This is a genomic window from Sphaerotilus sp. (assembly GCF_041083715.1).
Lineage (GTDB): Bacteria > Pseudomonadota > Gammaproteobacteria > Burkholderiales > Burkholderiaceae_C > Sphaerotilus.
Genome location: NZ_JBFPGY010000398.1, coordinates 1 through 15,895 on the forward strand (window position 1 = coordinate 1; position 15,895 = coordinate 15,895).

The 15,895-nt window shown below is 67.3% G+C and carries 21 protein-coding genes; 15 read left to right on the forward strand and 6 right to left on the reverse strand.

Going from position 1 to position 15,895, the window contains the following annotated elements:
* Nucleotides 1–259 (reverse strand): LysR family transcriptional regulator (locus AB3X43_RS18585; RefSeq protein WP_369431358.1); only part of this gene is annotated, 259 nt, incomplete at its 3' end.
* Between the two features lie 107 nt (nucleotides 260–366).
* Here AB3X43_RS18585 and AB3X43_RS18590 point away from each other — a divergent pair.
* Nucleotides 367–768 carry a thioredoxin family protein gene (locus tag AB3X43_RS18590; protein WP_369431359.1) on the forward strand — a complete coding sequence of 134 codons (402 nt, stop codon included), beginning with the start codon at nucleotides 367–369 and terminating at the stop codon, nucleotides 766–768.
* Here AB3X43_RS18590 and AB3X43_RS18595 read toward each other — a convergent pair.
* Nucleotides 741–1,418, reverse strand: a complete 678-nt coding sequence (locus AB3X43_RS18595; protein ID WP_369431360.1) for a histidine phosphatase family protein — start codon at nucleotides 1,416–1,418, stop codon at nucleotides 741–743. The genes AB3X43_RS18590 and AB3X43_RS18595 overlap by 28 nt on opposite strands.
* Nucleotides 1,419–1,523: 105 nt before the next feature.
* Between AB3X43_RS18595 and secB the strand changes: the two genes are divergently transcribed.
* Both secB and AB3X43_RS18605 read left to right on the forward strand, forming a co-directional pair.
* Nucleotides 1,524–1,976, forward strand: a complete 453-nt coding sequence (gene secB, locus AB3X43_RS18600) for a protein-export chaperone SecB (RefSeq protein ID WP_369431361.1) — start codon at nucleotides 1,524–1,526, stop codon at nucleotides 1,974–1,976.
* 16 nt (nucleotides 1,977–1,992) lie between these two features.
* A complete protein-coding gene (locus tag AB3X43_RS18605) occupies nucleotides 1,993–2,976 on the forward strand; it encodes an NAD(P)H-dependent glycerol-3-phosphate dehydrogenase (protein WP_369431362.1) in 984 nt (327 codons plus the stop codon).
* Between the two features lie 21 nt (nucleotides 2,977–2,997).
* Here the strand turns inward: AB3X43_RS18605 and trmL are convergent, their stop codons facing one another.
* Nucleotides 2,998–3,468, reverse strand: coding sequence for a tRNA (uridine(34)/cytosine(34)/5-carboxymethylaminomethyluridine(34)-2'-O)-methyltransferase TrmL (gene trmL, locus AB3X43_RS18610; protein ID WP_369431363.1), 471 nt, complete (start codon nucleotides 3,466–3,468; stop codon nucleotides 2,998–3,000).
* A 27-nt stretch (nucleotides 3,469–3,495) separates the two neighbouring features.
* Nucleotides 3,496–4,257 carry a ComF family protein gene (locus tag AB3X43_RS18615; protein ID WP_369431364.1) on the reverse strand — a complete coding sequence of 254 codons (762 nt, stop codon included), beginning with the start codon at nucleotides 4,255–4,257 and terminating at the stop codon, nucleotides 3,496–3,498.
* A gap of 28 nt (nucleotides 4,258–4,285) precedes the next feature.
* Between AB3X43_RS18615 and AB3X43_RS18620 the strand changes: the two genes are divergently transcribed.
* From AB3X43_RS18620 to AB3X43_RS18650, 7 genes are all read left to right on the forward strand, one after another.
* Nucleotides 4,286–5,203, forward strand: a complete 918-nt coding sequence (locus tag AB3X43_RS18620) for a class I SAM-dependent methyltransferase (protein WP_369431365.1) — start codon at nucleotides 4,286–4,288, stop codon at nucleotides 5,201–5,203.
* A gap of 340 nt (nucleotides 5,204–5,543) precedes the next feature.
* Entirely contained in the window at nucleotides 5,544–6,653 is a 1,110-nt protein-coding gene (gene coxB, locus AB3X43_RS18625) for a cytochrome c oxidase subunit II (protein ID WP_473965150.1), read from the forward strand.
* Between the two features lie 30 nt (nucleotides 6,654–6,683).
* Complete coding sequence (gene ctaD, locus AB3X43_RS18630) at nucleotides 6,684–8,321, forward strand: cytochrome c oxidase subunit I (protein WP_369431367.1); 1,638 nt, start codon at nucleotides 6,684–6,686, stop codon at nucleotides 8,319–8,321.
* Nucleotides 8,322–8,341: 20 nt separating this feature from the next.
* The gene (locus AB3X43_RS18635; protein ID WP_369431368.1) at nucleotides 8,342–8,464 is read left to right on the forward strand and encodes a cytochrome oxidase small assembly protein; all 123 of its coding nucleotides are present in this window, start codon (nucleotides 8,342–8,344) and stop codon (nucleotides 8,462–8,464) included.
* Entirely contained in the window at nucleotides 8,461–9,078 is a 618-nt protein-coding gene (locus AB3X43_RS18640; protein WP_369431369.1) for a cytochrome c oxidase assembly protein, read from the forward strand. Before AB3X43_RS18635 ends, AB3X43_RS18640 begins: the two co-directional genes overlap by 4 nt.
* Nucleotides 9,075–9,311, forward strand: coding sequence for a DUF2970 domain-containing protein (locus tag AB3X43_RS18645; RefSeq protein ID WP_369431370.1), 237 nt, complete (start codon nucleotides 9,075–9,077; stop codon nucleotides 9,309–9,311). Before AB3X43_RS18640 ends, AB3X43_RS18645 begins: the two co-directional genes overlap by 4 nt.
* Before the next feature lie 55 nt (nucleotides 9,312–9,366).
* Nucleotides 9,367–10,248, forward strand: a complete 882-nt coding sequence (locus AB3X43_RS18650; RefSeq protein ID WP_369431371.1) for a cytochrome c oxidase subunit 3 — start codon at nucleotides 9,367–9,369, stop codon at nucleotides 10,246–10,248.
* 100 nt (nucleotides 10,249–10,348) lie between these two features.
* Here the strand turns inward: AB3X43_RS18650 and AB3X43_RS18655 are convergent, their stop codons facing one another.
* Nucleotides 10,349–10,573, reverse strand: a complete 225-nt coding sequence (locus tag AB3X43_RS18655) for a twin transmembrane helix small protein (protein WP_369431372.1) — start codon at nucleotides 10,571–10,573, stop codon at nucleotides 10,349–10,351.
* 45 nt (nucleotides 10,574–10,618) lie between these two features.
* Between AB3X43_RS18655 and AB3X43_RS18660 the strand changes: the two genes are divergently transcribed.
* The 5 genes from AB3X43_RS18660 to AB3X43_RS18680 are packed head-to-tail and all read left to right on the forward strand — an operon-like array spanning nucleotide 10,619 to nucleotide 14,804.
* On the forward strand, nucleotides 10,619–11,362 hold the full coding sequence (locus tag AB3X43_RS18660; RefSeq protein WP_369431373.1) for an SURF1 family protein: 744 nt from the start codon (nucleotides 10,619–10,621) through the stop codon (nucleotides 11,360–11,362).
* The gene (locus AB3X43_RS18665) at nucleotides 11,352–12,086 is read left to right on the forward strand and encodes an SCO family protein (protein WP_369431374.1); all 735 of its coding nucleotides are present in this window, start codon (nucleotides 11,352–11,354) and stop codon (nucleotides 12,084–12,086) included. Before AB3X43_RS18660 ends, AB3X43_RS18665 begins: the two co-directional genes overlap by 11 nt.
* Nucleotides 12,087–12,109: 23 nt before the next feature.
* Nucleotides 12,110–13,273 (forward strand): COX15/CtaA family protein, encoded by a 1,164-nt coding sequence (locus AB3X43_RS18670; protein WP_369431375.1) that lies wholly within the window; start codon nucleotides 12,110–12,112, stop codon nucleotides 13,271–13,273.
* Nucleotides 13,270–14,184 carry a heme o synthase gene (gene cyoE / locus AB3X43_RS18675; protein WP_369431376.1) on the forward strand — a complete coding sequence of 305 codons (915 nt, stop codon included), beginning with the start codon at nucleotides 13,270–13,272 and terminating at the stop codon, nucleotides 14,182–14,184. The genes AB3X43_RS18670 and cyoE overlap by 4 nt, the downstream gene beginning before the upstream one ends.
* Nucleotides 14,181–14,804 (forward strand): SCO family protein, encoded by a 624-nt coding sequence (locus AB3X43_RS18680; protein WP_369431377.1) that lies wholly within the window; start codon nucleotides 14,181–14,183, stop codon nucleotides 14,802–14,804. Before cyoE ends, AB3X43_RS18680 begins: the two co-directional genes overlap by 4 nt.
* Nucleotides 14,805–14,831: 27 nt before the next feature.
* Here AB3X43_RS18680 and AB3X43_RS18685 read toward each other — a convergent pair.
* On the reverse strand, nucleotides 14,832–15,895 hold a 1,064-nt coding region (locus AB3X43_RS18685; RefSeq protein WP_369431378.1), incomplete at its 5' end, for an ATP-binding cassette domain-containing protein.

A 15,895-nucleotide genomic window follows, 5' to 3' on the forward strand; every position in this document is an offset into this window, starting at 1 on the left:
AGTCGGCACCGGCGCGCCTGAGGTTGTCCGCCTCGATCAGCAGCCGCTCGACGATCGGCAGCACGACCTCGCCCGGCGGCGTCAGCCCAGTGAGCCGCTTGCCGGCGCGCACGAAGATCTCGACGCCGAGTTCCTCCTCCAGTTCGCGGATCTGCCGGCTCACGCCGGGCTGCGAGGTGTGCAGGACGAGGGCGACTTCGGTGAGGTTGAAGCCTTGGCGGACGGTTTCGCGCACGGAGCGCAGTTGCTGGAAGTTCACCAGGCGATTATTCCGGCCCGTACTTCATCGGAAAACGATTCAAACCGACTATCCATATGCATAGAACGAATATGTGGCCCTGTGCACGCTCTGGCACACTGAAAACCATGTCCGCACCGACCGCCCACCCCGAGCCGCTCACCGTCGCCTGCCTGTGCGCGGGCTGGTGCGTCGCCTGCCAGGCCTACGCCGCCACCTTCGCGCAGGTGGCGCAGGCACACCCGGACGTGCGCTTCGCCTGGATCGACATCGAGGACCACAGCGACGCCCTCGGCGACGAGGCGCTGGACATCGAGAACTTCCCGACGCTGCTGGTGCTGAAGGGACAGGCGCCGCGACCGCTGTTCCTCGGCACCGTGATGCCGCACGCCGGAACGCTGGAGCGCATGGTGCAGGCAGCGCAAGCCGGCTCGCTGGACAGCGCCACGGTGCGCACGGCACTGGCCGGTCCGGTCGCCGCACTGGCCGCGGCACACCAGGTTCAGGGTGCGGACACGCCCGCGCCGTAACGCACGCTCAGCGACACCGTCGACGGTTGTGCCGGCAGACCGACCAGGTGGGCCTCGTCCGCCCAGACCTCGATCTCGGCCTGCCCGGGGCCGTGCCAGCGCAGCCGGTTGAGGCCCGCATTCGGAATCGCGCACTGCCGCGCGCTCGACAGCGACTGGCCACGCACCGTGCGCCAGACCATGTCCAGCACGCCGCCGTGCGTCACCACCAGCACCCGCTGCCCGGCATGCGCTGCCGCCAGCGCGTCGAGCGCCGACCAGACCCGCGTGTGGAAGGCCCGGATGCTCTCGCCGCCACCGGGCAGCGCGAAGTCGGCGTCCTGGCGGATCCACTGCGCCCACAGGTCCGGGTGCCGGTCGAGGAGGTCCGTGACCTGCTGCCCCTCGAAGACACCGAAATGCTGCTCACGCCAGCGGGCGTCGTGCTGCAGGGACAATCCGAGCCGCTCGGCCAGCGGCGCAGCGGTTGCCCGGGTGCGCGACAGGTCGCTCACCACGCCCGCGTCGAAGCGTTCATCCGCCAGCCGCTCGGCCAGGCGCTCGGCCTGCAGCCGCCCGGTGGCGTTGAGCGGCACGTCCATCTGCCCCTGGAAGCGGTGCACGCGGTTCGAGTCGGTTTCTCCGTGACGGATGAGGGTGAGGTGCGCCATGCGGTCCAGTATGCGCCGGAGCGCTGCTGCTATATTCCCGCCGACCCGCACAGACCCTGTGCGTTTTGTTGATGTTTTTTTGATTTTCCCCACCGAGAACTGACCATGGCTGACGCAATCGACACGCAAGAACAACCCGTGTTCCAGATCCAGCGCGTGTACCTGAAGGACCTGTCGCTCGAACAGCCGAACTCGCCGCAGATCCTGATCGAGCAGGGCCAGCCGGCCGTGGACATCAACCTCGGCGTCGAAGTCGCCCCCGTGGCCGACGGCATCTATGAAGTCTGCGTGACCGCCACCGTCACCACCAAGCTCGGCGACCGCACCCTGTTCCTGTGCGAAGCCAAGGAAGCCGGCATCTTCGAGATCCGCAACATCGACCCCGAGCAGATGCAGCCGATCCTGGGCATCGCCTGCCCCGGCATCGTCTACCCGTACCTGCGCGCCGTCGTCGCCGACACCGTGACGCGCGCCGGCTTCCCGCCGGTGCACCTGGCCGAAGTCAACTTCCAGGCGATGTACGAAGCCCAGCAGGGCAACGGCGCGCTGAACAGCTGATCGCCGGCTGGCGCTGATGCAGATCACCGTACTGGGCGCCGGCGCCTGGGGGACCGCCGTTGCTGCGCACGCAGCGCGGCGCCACCCCACGGTGCTGTGGGCGCGCGACGCCGCCCAGGCCGACGCGATCACCGCACAGCACAGCAACGGGCGCTACCTGCCCGGCGTGCCGCTGCCATCGGCGCTGTCGGTCACTGCCGATTTCGACGCCGCGCTGGCCCATGCCGGCCTGGACGGCCTCGTCATCGTCGCCACGCCGACGGCCGCGCTGCGCGCGATGCTGCAGCGCCTGCCCGTGGGGTCGGCAGCGCTCTGGCTGAGCAAGGGTTTCGAAGCAGGCACCGGCCTGCTCGGCCACGAGATCGCCCGCGAAGCGGCGCCCGGCGTGCGCGCTGGCGTCCTGAGCGGACCGAGCTTCGCGCTCGAAGTCGCCCGCGAACAGCCGACCGCGCTCGTCGCCGCCAGCCAGGACGCCACGCTGCGGCAAGCCGCGGTGGACGCGCTGCACAGCACGACCCTGCGCATCTACTCGTCCACCGATCCGGTCGGCGTCGAGGTGGGTGGCGCGGTGAAGAACGTGCTGGCCATCGCCACCGGCATGGCCGACGGCATGGCGCTGGGCCTGAACGCCCGTGCTGCGCTGATCACCCGCGGTCTGGCCGAGATGACCCGGCTCGGACTGGCGCTCGGCGCACAGGCCGAGACCTTCATGGGACTGTCCGGTCTGGGCGATCTGGTGCTCACCGCCACCGGCGACCTCTCGCGCAACCGCCGCGTCGGTCTGCGCCTGGCCGAAGGACAGTCGCTCGGCCGCATCCTCGAAGAACTCGGCCATGTGTCGGAAGGCGTCTACAGCGCCCGCACCGTGCACGACCGCGCGCAGGCGCTGGGCGTGGACATGCCGATCACCCGGGCGGTGGTCGCCGTGCTGCAGGGCGAGTGGTCGCCGCAGCAGGCGGTGCAGGCGCTGATGCAGCGCGGCGCCCGCGCCGAAACCTGATCCACGCCGGCGGAGACCGCCTCAGACTGCACCGGCGTAGCCGTTCTGGCGCCACGCCTCGAACACCGTCACCGCCACCGCATTGCTCAGGTTGAGGCTGCGCTGTCCGGGCCGCATCGGCAGGCGCACGCGCTGCGCCTGCGGAAAGGTGTCGCGCAATGCGGGCGGCAGGCCTCCCGTTTCGCAGCCGAACACCAGCCAGTCGCCCGGTTGCCACGCCACCTCGGCAAGGGGCCGGCTGCCGCGGGTGGTGAGCGCGAACATGCGCGCCCGATCCGGCTGGCACTCGGCGATCAGCGCGTCCCACGATGCGTGGCGGCACACCGGCGCGTACTCGTGGTAGTCCAGCCCGGCGCGGCGCAGCAGCTTGTCGTCCATCGAGAAGCCGAGCGGCTCGACCAGGTGCAATTCGCAGCCGGTGTTGGCCGCCAGCCGGATCACGTTGCCGGTGTTGGGCGGGATTTCGGGGTGGACGAGAACGATGCGGAACATGGTGCGGGGCGGCAGGACGGCGGTCGGTCAGGGGGCCGCATCATCGCTCACCGTGCGCGCGAACACCCAGCTCTGCACTGCCGTGGCGCCCGCTCGGCGCACGGTCGCGGCCAGCGCGTCCAGCGTCGCGCCGGTCGTCATCACATCGTCGAGGATCGCCACACGGCGGCCCGCCAGCCCGGCCCGGCCTGCAGGCGTCACCGCGAACGCGCCGCGCAGGTTGTGCAGACGCTCGGCACGCGGCAGGCCGGTCTGGTGCGGCGTGTCGAGCACACGCTCGACCCAGCGCGCGTGGCTGGGCACCTCCAGCGCAGGCCCGATGCGGCGCGCCAGCTCCCACGCCTGGTTGTAGCCGCGCTCGCGCTGCCGGGCCGCGGACAGCGGCACCGGCAACAGCACATCGGGTGGCTCGAAGCCGATCTGTTCCGCGGCGGTCCAGAGCGCCTCGCTCATCAGGTCCGCCAGCGGCCTGGCCAGCTCGCAGGCACCACCGAACTTGAAGCGCGTGACCAGCCCGTCCCAGGGATACGCGTAATCGACCGCCGCCAGCGTCTGGTCGAAGGCCGGCGGGCGCAGGATGCAGCGACCACAGACCTCGTTCAGACCGGCCAGCGCCGCCGCACAGCAGCGGCAGCGGTGGCACGGGCGAAGAAACCGGCGCTGGCATTCGTCGCAGACCGCATCGCGCTGCCAGCTGGCGCAGATCTGGCAGGCCGAGCCCGGCGTCCAGCGCCAGGTGGCAGCCAAGGTGCGCCAGGCAAGAACGGGCCGTGAGTTGCGCAGAGTCATGTCCGGCTGACTATACAGTTCCGCCACCATGGCCGAACCCACCACCACCGCCCGACGCACGCCCCGGATCGACGCCGCCGCGCTGCAACGCCACCTTCGACGCACCACCAGCCACGCCGCACCCTGGCTGCATGAGGAGATCGCCCGTCGCATGGCCGACCGCCTGTCGCTGGTACGCCGCCAGCCCGCCCGGGTCATCGACTGGTGGAGCCCCACCTCGGGCAGCACCGCCCTGCTGAAGGCGCATTATCCGCAGGCCCGCCTCCTGCCGTACGGCTGCGATGACCTGCCCATGCCCGAAGCCTTTGCCGGCGCGGAAACAGGTCCGCGCTGGTGGCAGCGTCTGATCGGCCAGCAGGCACGGGCCGAAAGTTCGTGGAGCCCACCCACCGCCGAGTTGCTGTGGGCCAACATGATGCTCCACTGGGTCGATGACCTTCCGGCGCTGCTGCCACGCTGGCACGCCGCATTGGAAGTGGACGGGTTTCTGATGTTCTCGTGCTTCGGACCGGACACACTCAAGGAGCTGCACGCGGTCTATGCCGAACTTGGCTGGGGCCCGCCAGGCAGCCCGTGGGTCGACATGCACGACCTGGGCGACGAGCTGGTGCATGCCGGGTTTGCCGATCCGGTCATGGACATGGAGCGCCTGACCCTGACCTGGGACAGCCCCGCGGCGCTGCTGGCCGAGCTGCGTGGACTCGGGTGCAACACCGCGCCTGCGCGTCAACCCGGATTGCGCGGCCACGACTGGCGCCGCAAACTGGACATGGCCCTGACACAGCATCTGACTGGTGCCGACGGGCGGCTGCACCTGGGGTTCGAGATCATCTACGGGCATGCATTCCGTCCGGTCACCCGAGCGCGGATGGGGGCACAGACGGAGATTTCGCTCGATGCCATGCGTGAAATGACGCGCCAGCGCAACCCCGGGCGTGCGGACTGAGTGCGGTACAGCCGCCACGCCATGCGAAACATTGCCCCGCATTGATATCAGCGCCTAAAATTCGCAGCCTGTTCGATAGCCTTTGCAATGATCCGAATCAAATAGCCTTCGGATCGCTGCTGACGGAGATCAATCCACACCCACTGGTTTTCCGCTCCAGTCATCCGGACGCTTCCTGATGGCGGGTCGGTGCTGGTGGTGCATGTTTGCAGACAGACAAGACACTATGTCCGCGGCGGCCACCGGCCAGCCGATCTGGTAGAGAAAGAGAGCGCAGATGATGATGAAGAAAGCTCTGTGGCGCCATGCGAGCCAGTGGAGTCTGGCTGCATGTGCTTCCATGGTCACAACCATGGCACTGGCAGTGAACGATCTGCCCGGTGGTCCGGGCGTCCGTCAGATGGACTTCCAGACGCCTGCCACACAGATCGCCACCGAACAGCACTGGCTGCACGTGGTGATGATGGTCATCTGCGGTGTGATCTGTCTGGCCGTGTTCGGCGTGATGTTCTATTCGATCATCAAGCACCGCAAGTCCAGGGGGCACAAGCCGGCGAATTTCCATGAAAGCGTTGCGGTCGAGATCGCATGGACGGTCGTGCCCTTCATCATCGTCATCGGCATGGGCGCCATGGCGACCAAGACCGTCGTGGCGATGAAAGACACCACCAATGCCGACGTGACCATCAAGGCCACCGGCTACCAGTGGAAGTGGGGCTACGACTACCTGAAGGGCGAAGGCGAAGGCATCAGCTTCCTGCAGACGCTCGACACCACCCAGCGTGCCATGTCGGACGCCGGCAAGCCCGAGGGTGACAACTACCTTCTGAAGGTGGACAACCCGCTGGTCGTGCCGGTCGGCAAGAAGATCCGCATCATCACCACCGCCAACGACGTCATCCACGCCTGGATGATCCCGGCCTTCGGCGTCAAGCAGGATGCGATTCCCGGTTTCGTGCGCGACACATGGTTCCGCGCAGACAAGACCGGGGACTTCTACGGCCAGTGCGCCGAGCTGTGCGGCAAGGAACACGCCTACATGCCGATCCACGTCAAGGTCGTGACCGACGTGGAGTACACCACATGGGTCGCCGGCGAGAAGAAGAAGCTGGCCGCCTTGGCCGACGATCCGGCCAAGGAATGGAAGCTGCCGGATCTGATCGCCCGCGGCGAGAAGGTCTACGCCAACAACTGCGCCGCCTGCCACCAGGCCAACGGCAAGGGTGGCGGCCCGGTCAAGCCGCTGGATGGCTCGCCAGTCGTGCTCGACGCCGACAAGGGCAAGCAGATCGCGGTGCTGCTGCACGGCCAGAACAATGGTGCGATGCCGTCATGGAAGCAGCTCTCGGACACCGAGATCGCCGCCGTGATCACGTTCACCAAGAACAACTGGTCCAACAAGACCGAACAGATCGTCCAGCCGGCCGAAGTGGTCGCTGCTCGCAAGTAACCACGACGACATTCCAGAGGATCACTACCCATGAGCGCAGTTCTCCATCCGGGCGGTCACGGTCACGGGCATGACGACCATGCCCATGACGACCACCACGCTCCCCACGGCTGGCGTCGCTGGGTCTTTGCGACCAACCACAAGGACATCGGCACGCTGTACATGCTGTTCTCCTTCACGATGCTGATGATCGGCGGCATCCTCGCGCTGCTGATCCGGCTCGAGCTGTTCCAGCCGGGCCTGCAGTTCGTGAACCCTGAGCTGTTCAACCAGTTCACCACGATGCACGGGCTGATCATGGTGTTCGGCGCGATCATGCCGGCCTTCGTGGGCTTCGCGAACTGGATGATCCCGCTGCAGATCGGCGCAGGCGACATGGCCTTCGCGCGGATGAACAACTTCAGCTTCTGGCTGATGATTCCCGCCGCGATCATGCTGGTGTCGAGCTTCTTCATGCCCGGTGGCGCACCCGCCGCCGGCTGGACGCTCTACGCCCCGCTGACGCTGCAGATGGGCCCGTCGATGGATGCCGGCATCTTCGCGATGCACATCCTGGGCGCCTCGTCGATCATGGGCTCGATCAACATCGTCGTCACCATCCTGAACATGCGCGCGCCCGGCATGACGCTGATGAAGATGCCGATGTTCGTCTGGACCTGGCTGATCACCGCCTACCTGCTGATCGCGGTCATGCCCGTGCTGGCCGGTGCGATCACCATGACGCTGACGGACCGCCACTTCGGGACCAGCTTCTTCAATCCCGCCGGCGGCGGTGACCCGATCATGTACCAGCACGTGTTCTGGTTCTTCGGTCACCCCGAGGTCTACATCATGATCCTGCCGGCCTTCGGCATCGTGAGCCAGATCATCCCGGCCTTCGCCCGCAAGCGCCTGTTCGGCTACGCCTCGATGGTGTATGCCACTGCCTCCATCGCCATCCTGTCATTCATCGTGTGGGCCCACCACATGTACACGACCGGCATGCCGCTGACGGGCCAGCTGTTCTTCATGTACGCGACGATGCTGATCTCGGTGCCGACCGGCGTGAAGGTGTTCAACTGGATCGCGACGATGTGGCGCGGCTCGATGACCTTCGAGACCCCGATGCTGTGGGCCGTGGGCTTCATCTTCGTGTTCACGATGGGCGGCTTCACCGGCCTGATCCTGTCGATGGCCCCGATCGACATCAACCTGCAGGACACCTACTACGTCGTGGCGCACTTCCACTACGTGCTGGTGGCCGGCTCGCTGTTCGCGATGTTCGGTGGCGTGTACTACTGGGGTCCGAAGTGGACCGGCACGATGTACTCCGAAGGCCGCGGCAAGTTCCACTTCTGGGGCTCGCTGGTCACCTTCAACATCACCTTCTTCCCGATGCACTTCCTGGGCATGGCTGGCATGCCGCGCCGGTACGCGGACTATCCGCTGCAGTTCGCCGACTTCAACATGATCGCGTCGATCGGTGCGCTGGGCTTCGGTCTGATGCAGGTCTACTTCTTCCTGTTCGTCGTCGTACCGATGATGCGCGGCAAGGGTGCCAAGGCCCCGCAGAAGCCGTGGGAAGGCGCTGAAGGCCTGGAATGGGAAGTGCCGTCGCCGGCTCCGTTCCACACCTTCGAGACCCCGCCCACGCTGGACGTCACCGCCACCAAGGTGCTGAAGTTCTGATCGACCAAGGACGACCTGCCATGAACAACGAAGAAAAACGGCGCAGCAATGTGCGACTCGGGCTGATCCTGGCCACGGTGGCGCTGGTGTTCTTCGTCGGCTTCATGGCCCGGGTCGCACTGATGTCGGGGGCTGTTCGATGAGCGACTCGCGGAAGGACCTCGGCCTCCAGCGCGACAACAAGCACATGCTGGGGAAGCTGGGGGTCATCGCCGTGGCGATGTTCGGCTTCGGCTATGCCATGGTGCCGATGTACAAGTCCATCTGCGAAGCGCTCGGCATCAACATCCTCAGCCGCAGCGAGCAGCTTGACGCAGGGGTCACCGGCAAGGCCAACACCCAGGTCGACACCAGCCGCACCATCACGGTCGAGTTCGATGCCAACGCCCGCGGCCCATGGGACTTCAAGCCCGCCCAGTCTTCCGTCCAGGTCCATCCCGGCGAAGTGACCACGGTGATGTACGAGTTCCGCAACGTCCAGAACCGCACGATGTCCGCGCAGGCCATTCCCAGCTACGCCCCGAAGCAGGCCATGGCCCACTTCAACAAGCTGGAGTGTTTCTGCTTCAACCAGTACACGCTGGCACCTGGCGAGTCCAAGCGCTGGCCCGTGGTGTTCGTGATCGACCCGAAGCTGTCCAAGGACGTGACCACCATCACGCTGTCCTACACCTTCTTCGAAGTCGGCTCCAAGACACCAGCGGCACCGGTCACCGGATCGGCTGCACCCGTGCTGCGGCAAGGGGTGCGCTCATGACCCAGGAACAGCGGACTTCGGCAGACGACTTGCGCGATGCAGTGCAGCGCAAGAGTTCGTTCGGCCAGAGCATGAAGGCCGTGGCCTGGTCCTTCTTCGGCATCCGCCGCGGGGCCGATCACCAGAACGACATCAACCAGCTCAACCCCGTGCACATCATCCTGGCCGGCCTGCTCAGCGCAGCGCTGTTTGTCGGCCTGCTGGTGGTGCTGGTCCGCTGGATCGCGGGCTGAGCCAGTCCAACACGACACAACACAACATTCGCGACACGGATTCCAGGAGCAACTCATGTCGGCAACAACCAAGGGCGTGACGCCTTACTACTATGTTCCGGCGCCCTCGCGGCATCCGGTGATGACGGCCATCGGCCTGTTCTTCGTGATCCTGGGCGCAGGCCAGTGGGTCAACGGCCATGGCTGGGGGGCGTACTCGCTGCTGTTCGGCCTGCTGTGGACGGTCTTCGTGCTGCGCCAGTGGTTCGGCGAAGCCGCAGGTGAAGCCGAAGCCGGCATGCTCAGCAACCGCGTCGATGTCTCGCACCGCTGGAGCATGGCGTGGTTCATCTTCTCGGAAGTGATGTTCTTTGCCGCGTTCTTCGGCGCGCTGTACTGGGCGCGTACACAGTCGGTGCCGAGTCTGGGCAGCCTGGACAACGCGCTGCTGTGGCCAGACTTCAAGGGTGTGTGGCCAAGCGCCGCTGCCGGTGCCACCGCTTCGCCGGCGGGTGTCGTCGAGCCGTTCCAGACCATGGGTCCGTGGCCGCTGCCGACCATCAACACCGGTCTGCTGCTGAGTTCGGGCGTGACGCTGACGATCGCCCACCACGCACTGATCGCCAACCAGCGCGCCAAGGCCATCGGCTGGATGTGGATCACCGTCCTGCTGGGCGCCACCTTCCTGGGTTGCCAAGGCTACGAGTATTTCCACGCCTACCATGAACTGAACCTCAAGCTCAGCTCCGGCGTCTACGGCTCGACCTTCTTCATGCTGACCGGCTTCCACGGTTTCCATGTGTTCGTCGGCACCGTCATGCTGCTGGTCATGACCATCCGCCTGATGAAGGGCCACTTCACGCCCGAGCGCCACTTCGGCTTCGAAGGCGCCGCCTGGTACTGGCACTTCGTGGACGTGGTGTGGCTGGGCCTCTACTTCATCGTCTACTGGATGTGATGGCGTGGCGTCGGTCGACCGGCGCCCTGCCTGAAACAAAAAAGAGCGCTTCGGCGCTCTTTTTGTTGACCCTCCCTGGAGGCCATCGCCGTTGCACGCCTCAGCGTCCGATCGGCAGGCCCGTCGGCTCGATCCAGCCCATGAAGTAGCTCAGCAGCACGAAAAGGAAGACACTGACCGAGAGCCCAACGCGGATCGCCAGTGCACGGGCCATGCGTCCCTTGGTGGCCTGCTGATCTTCCGATCCGCGCTTGATCATGAAGAGGCCAGCCGAAGCCAGGGCGGCCAGAATGGCGACAAACGCCAGCGCGATGATGATTTTCATGACGTCGGATTATTCCACCACCACCCCATCCCTGCGACCATCTCCATGACCTTGTCCCGACATCGCCACCAACGCTGGCTGATCCTGCTGGCCACCGTCATCGGCGTGGTCGGAACAGCGCGTCTGGGCGTGTGGCAGCTGGACCGGGCGACCCAGAAAATCGAACGTCAGGCCCTGCTGGATGCACGCCTGCAGCTGCCAGAGCTGGCCGCTGCCGATCTGGCGCGCACGCCCGACGAGGTCGAAGCCCAGACGCAGCGCCGCATCCGGCTGCAAGGCCGCTGGATGGTGCGTGCGACACTGTTCCTCGACAACCGGCCGATGGACGGCCGGGTGGGCTTCCATGTGGTGACGCCGCTGCTGCTCGCCGACGGCACCGCCGTGCTCGTGGAGCGCGGCTGGGCCCCCCGCAATGCCCTGAGGCGCGAAGACCTGCCGCCGGTGAAGACGCCGGATGCAGAGGCCGTGACCGTCGTCGCCCGCATCATCCCCAACCCGTCGAGGCTGTTCGACTTCGGTGGCGTCGAATCCGGCCCCATCCGTCAGAATCTCGACATCGCCGCTGCCGCCCGCGAGTCTGGCTTGAGCCTGCGACCGGTCGCGCTGCTCCAGACCGAAGGACCGCCGGACGAGGGCCTGCTGCGCCACTGGGCCGCTCCGTCGGTCGGTGTCGACAAGCACCATGGCTACGCTGCCCAGTGGTTCGCCCTCAGCACCCTCATGGCAGGGCTGTACGTCTGGTTCCAACTCATTCGCCCGCGCAGGCAGGCCGCTTCCCATGTCGCATGACGCTCCGAATGCCGCTCAACCGCTGAACCTGTCGGTCCACGAACTGCCTTCACCATCGGCCGTACTGGAGCTGCCGCAACGCACTCGTCTGGGTCGGCTGAAGATGGCGTTGATCATGCTGGCCTGCGCATCACCCGTGCTCGCCTCGTACTTCACCTTCTATGTCGTCCACCCGACCGGCCAACCGGCGCATGGCACGCTGATCCAGCCCCCGGTCGATCTCCCGGCCGCCGCCGCGCTGCCGCTGACGGACCTGCAGGGCAAGCCGGTCGATCCACGCAGTCTGCGCGACCAATGGTTGCTGGTGGTCGTGGCCGATGGCGCCTGCGACGGCACCTGCGAAAAGCTGCTGTACGCCCAGCGCCAGCTGCGCGAGACGCTGGGCAAGGAAAAGGACCGGCTCGACCGTGTCTGGCTGGTCACCGGCGACCAGCCGCCGCGCGCCGATCTGCTGCCGGCGCTGGTCGAAGCCAGCGTGCTGCGCGCACCGCGCGAAGCGGTGGCCGCCTGGCTCAAGCCCGCGCAGGGCGAGCCACTGTCGGCCCACCTCTACCTCGTCGACCCGATGGGCGTGTGGATGATGCGGTTCCCTGCGGCATTCGAGCCCGCCAAGGTCAAGCGCGACATCGAGCGCGTGCTGCGTGCCTCCACATCCTGGGACCGTGCCGGACGCGATCCAGCCATCGTCGGCCCGGTGACCACCACGCCGGGCCTCGCCCGCTGAGGCCCAGGACCGCACGAACCGCCATGAACCCGACCGACCTGATCGACCTCGGCCCGCTGGCGCAGATCGCGCTGCTGGCGGCCGCACTGGCCACGCTGCCGCTGACCTGGCTGGCGTGGCGCCACCGCGGCGAGTCCGTGCCGCAGCGGCTGCGGGCGCTGACGCTGGTCACGCTGTTCCTCACCTTCGATCTCGTGCTGTTCGGCGCCTTCACGCGGCTGACCGATTCCGGTCTGGGTTGCCCCGACTGGCCCGGCTGCTACGGCAACTCCAGTCCGTTCGGCGCCATCCACCAGATCACGCAGGCACAAGCCACGATGCCCACCGGCCCGGTCACCCACGGCAAGGCCTGGGTCGAGATGATCCACCGCTACCTGGCCACGGGCGTCGGCGTGCTGCTGACGGTGCTGATGGTGTGGAGCATGCTGGCCGTGCGCCGTCTGCGCCGCAGCGATCCGGCGCAGGCGCGGCTGATCGCGCCGGGTTGGGCGGCACTCGCCTTCATCTGGGTTTGCCTGCAGGGCGCGTTCGGCGCACTGACGGTGACGATGAAGCTCTACCCTGCCATTGTCACCGGCCACTTGCTCGGCGGCATCGGCCTGCTCGCGCTGCTGGCCGTGCAGACCCGCCGGCATGCCCCGCAGCCACTCGCGCTGCCGGCCACGCTGCGCATGGCCGCCTGGGCGGTGCTCGGGCTCGTTGTCCTGCAGGTCGCGCTGGGCGGCTGGGTGAGCACCAATTACGCGGTGCTGGCGTGCCAGGACGTGCCGACCTGCCAGGGCCAGTGGTGGCCGCCGATGGACTTCGACGCCGGCTTCACGCTGCAGCGTGGTCTGGGCGTGCAGGCCGATGGCAGCGCCCTGCCCTTCGCAGCGCTCACGGCCATCCACGTCACGCACCGGATCGGCGCGCTGGTCGTGCTGACCGCACTCGGGCTTCTGATCGCAGCGCTGCGTCGGCCAGCGCCGCGCTATGCCCGCGGCCTGCTCGCCATCGCGGCGCTGCAGACACTCACCGGCTTGTCCAACATCGTGCTCGGCTGGCCACTGCCCGCCGCAGTGGCCCACACCGGCGGCGCGGCCGCACTGGTGGCCCTGCTGGCTGCGCTGCTGGCACACAGCCACCGTGCCGCAGCCACCTCGCTGCCGGCATCCTCCCACCTCCCGTCCGCCGTCCTGCCCCGATGAATGCCACCACCCTCACCCCGACCACACCGCGCCTGTCGCGCTGGCGCCAGTACGTCGCGCTGACCAAGCCACGGGTCGTGCAGCTCATCGTGTTCTGCGCGGCGATCGGCATGCTGCTGGCCGTACCGGGCCGGCCGCGCTGGACCGACGTTGTCACGGCCGTGCTGGCCAGTGTCGGCATCTGGCTGGTGGCCAGCGCGGCGGCGGCCTTCAACTGCCTGATCGAGCAGAAGATCGACGCCCGCATGAAGCGCACCTCCTGGCGCCCCACCGCCAACGGCGACCTGAGCCAGGCGCAGGCGCTGCTGTTCTCGGCCGTGCTGGGCGGGGCGGGGATGGCACTGCTGTACTGGCACATCAACCCGCTGACCGCGTGGCTGACCTTCGGCACCTTCGTCGGCTACGCGGTCGTCTACACCGTGATCCTCAAGCCGATGACCCCACAGAACATCGTCATCGGTGGCGCCTCGGGCGCGATGCCGCCGGTGCTGGGCTGGGCAGCGCTGACCGGCGAGGTCGGATCGGAAGCGATCGCGCTGTTCCTGATCATCTTCCTGTGGACGCCGCCGCATTTCTGGGCCCTGGCGCTCTACCGCGCCGAAGACTATGCCCGCGCCGGTCTGCCCATGCTGCCGGTCACGCACGGCAACGCGTTCACGCGGCTGCAGATCCTGCTCTACACCTTCATCCTGTTCGCGGCGACGCTGCTGCCCTTCGTGCAGGGCATGAGCGGCTGGCTCTATCTGGCCGCGGCGGTGGTGCTGGGTGGGCGCTTCATCCACTACGCCATCCGCCTGCGCCGCGAATACTCCGAAGCCCTCGCGCGCGAAACCTTCCGCTTCTCGATCTGGCACCTGTCGCTGCTGTTCGCCGCGCTGCTGATCGACCACTACCTGAGGCCCTGGCTGTGACCGTTTTCACCCGACCCCACCGGCCCGGCCGGCGACTGGCCCTGCTGGCCTCCACCCTGGCTGTACTCGGTGTCCTGGGGGGCTGCGAAAAGACACCGCCGCCGAGCTTCAAGTCGCTCGACATCACCGGTGCCGAATACGCCCGCCAGCTCGCGCTGACCGACGCCAACGGCCAGCCCTTCCTGCTGTCCAGCCTGAAGGGCAAGGTTGCCGTCGTCTTCTTCGGCTACACGCAGTGTCCGGACGTCTGCCCGACCACGCTGACCAATCTCGCCGAAACCCAGCGCCTGCTCGGCCCGGAGGGCGACAAGCTGGTCGGCGTCTTCGTCACGGTCGATCCGAAACGCGATACCGCCACGCTGCTGAAGTCCTATGTGGGCGCATTCAATCCGAACTGGGTCGCACTGCGCGGCACACCGGACGAGGTCACCGCCGCCGCCAAGGAATTCAAGGTGTTCTACCGCGAGGTGCCAGGCCGGACCGAGACCAGCTACACCGTGGACCACACCGCGGCGTCCTTCGTCTTCGATCCGCAGGGCAAGGTGCGCCTCTATGTGCGGCACGCCACGCCACCGGCCGATCTGGCTGCGGACATCAAGGTCCTGCTCGCTGCCCACTGAGCAGTGCCCGCACGGGCACCGCAGTCGTCAGCGCGCGCCCAGCGTCTCCCAGCGCTCCAGCAGCACCAGCAGTTCGTCGTCGATGGCCGCATGGCGTGCGTGCGCCACGGCAATCTTGTCGGCCGGACCGGCGTACAGCTCGGTGCCGGCCAGCGCCTCGTTCAGCGCCACCTGCTCGGCTTCGAGCGCGGCGATGCGGGCGGGCAGTTCGTCCAGCTCGCGCTGTTCCTTGTAGCTGAGCTTGCGCTTGGTGATGGCGGGCACAGCGACAGGCACCGCGGCCACCACGGCCTTCACCGGGACTGGCGCGGGGGCGTTGCGCGCCGCTTTGGCGGCCATCGCTGCCGCCCGCTGTGACTGCAGGAGCCAATCCTCGACGCTGCCTTCGTATTCCCGCCAGTGGCCATCGCCTTCGCTGACGATGGTGCTGGTCACCACCGCATCGAGAAAGCGCCGGTCGTGGCTGACCAGGAACACGGTGCCCTTGAAGTTCTGCAGCAGATCTTCCAGCAGCTCCAGCGTCTCGATGTCGAGGTCGTTGGTCGGCTCGTCGAGCACCAGCACGTTCGCCGGCCGTGCGAACAGCCGCGCCAGCAGCAGGCGGTTGCGCTCGCCGCCCGACAGGCTGCGCACCGGCGAGTTGGCCCGCGCCGGCGAGAACAGGAAGTCGCCGAGGTAGCTCATCACGTGCTTGCGCGCGTTGCCGATCTCGATCCACTCGCTGCCGGGGCTGATGGTGTCGGCCAGCGTGGCGTCGAGGTCAAGCGCCTCGCGCATCTGGTCGAAGTAGGCCACCTGCAGCAGCGTGCCGAGCTTGACCGTGCCGCTGTCGGGCTGGAGTTCACCCAGGATCATCTTCAGCAGCGTCGTCTTGCCGGCGCCGTTCGGGCCGATGAAACCGACCTTGTCACCGCGCAGGATCGTCCCGGTGAAGCCGCGCACGATGGTGCGTTCACCGTAGGCCTTGGTGGCGCCTTCCAGCTCCGCGACGATCTTGCCGCTGCGCGAGCTGGCATCGACTTCGAGCCGCACCTTGCCCACCACATCGCGGCGCGCGGCGCGCTGGTCGCGCAGCGCAGTCAGGCGGTTGA

Coding starts and splice junctions, on each gene's coding strand:
- AB3X43_RS18590 (WP_369431359.1), top strand. CDS start 367: ATGTCCGCACCGACCGCCCACCCCGAGCCGCTCACCGTCGCCTGCCTG.
- AB3X43_RS18595 (WP_369431360.1), bottom strand. CDS start 1,418: ATGGCGCACCTCACCCTCATCCGTCACGGAGAAACCGACTCGAACCGC.
- secB (WP_369431361.1), top strand. CDS start 1,524: ATGGCTGACGCAATCGACACGCAAGAACAACCCGTGTTCCAGATCCAG.
- AB3X43_RS18605 (WP_369431362.1), top strand. CDS start 1,993: ATGCAGATCACCGTACTGGGCGCCGGCGCCTGGGGGACCGCCGTTGCT.
- trmL (WP_369431363.1), bottom strand. CDS start 3,468: ATGTTCCGCATCGTTCTCGTCCACCCCGAAATCCCGCCCAACACCGGC.
- AB3X43_RS18615 (WP_369431364.1), bottom strand. CDS start 4,257: ATGACTCTGCGCAACTCACGGCCCGTTCTTGCCTGGCGCACCTTGGCT.
- AB3X43_RS18620 (WP_369431365.1), top strand. CDS start 4,286: ATGGCCGAACCCACCACCACCGCCCGACGCACGCCCCGGATCGACGCC.
- coxB (WP_473965150.1), top strand. CDS start 5,544: ATGGTCACAACCATGGCACTGGCAGTGAACGATCTGCCCGGTGGTCCG.
- ctaD (WP_369431367.1), top strand. CDS start 6,684: ATGAGCGCAGTTCTCCATCCGGGCGGTCACGGTCACGGGCATGACGAC.
- AB3X43_RS18635 (WP_369431368.1), top strand. CDS start 8,342: ATGAACAACGAAGAAAAACGGCGCAGCAATGTGCGACTCGGGCTGATC.
- AB3X43_RS18640 (WP_369431369.1), top strand. CDS start 8,461: ATGAGCGACTCGCGGAAGGACCTCGGCCTCCAGCGCGACAACAAGCAC.
- AB3X43_RS18645 (WP_369431370.1), top strand. CDS start 9,075: ATGACCCAGGAACAGCGGACTTCGGCAGACGACTTGCGCGATGCAGTG.
- AB3X43_RS18650 (WP_369431371.1), top strand. CDS start 9,367: ATGTCGGCAACAACCAAGGGCGTGACGCCTTACTACTATGTTCCGGCG.
- AB3X43_RS18655 (WP_369431372.1), bottom strand. CDS start 10,573: ATGAAAATCATCATCGCGCTGGCGTTTGTCGCCATTCTGGCCGCCCTG.
- AB3X43_RS18660 (WP_369431373.1), top strand. CDS start 10,619: ATGACCTTGTCCCGACATCGCCACCAACGCTGGCTGATCCTGCTGGCC.
- AB3X43_RS18665 (WP_369431374.1), top strand. CDS start 11,352: ATGTCGCATGACGCTCCGAATGCCGCTCAACCGCTGAACCTGTCGGTC.
- AB3X43_RS18670 (WP_369431375.1), top strand. CDS start 12,110: ATGAACCCGACCGACCTGATCGACCTCGGCCCGCTGGCGCAGATCGCG.
- cyoE (WP_369431376.1), top strand. CDS start 13,270: ATGAATGCCACCACCCTCACCCCGACCACACCGCGCCTGTCGCGCTGG.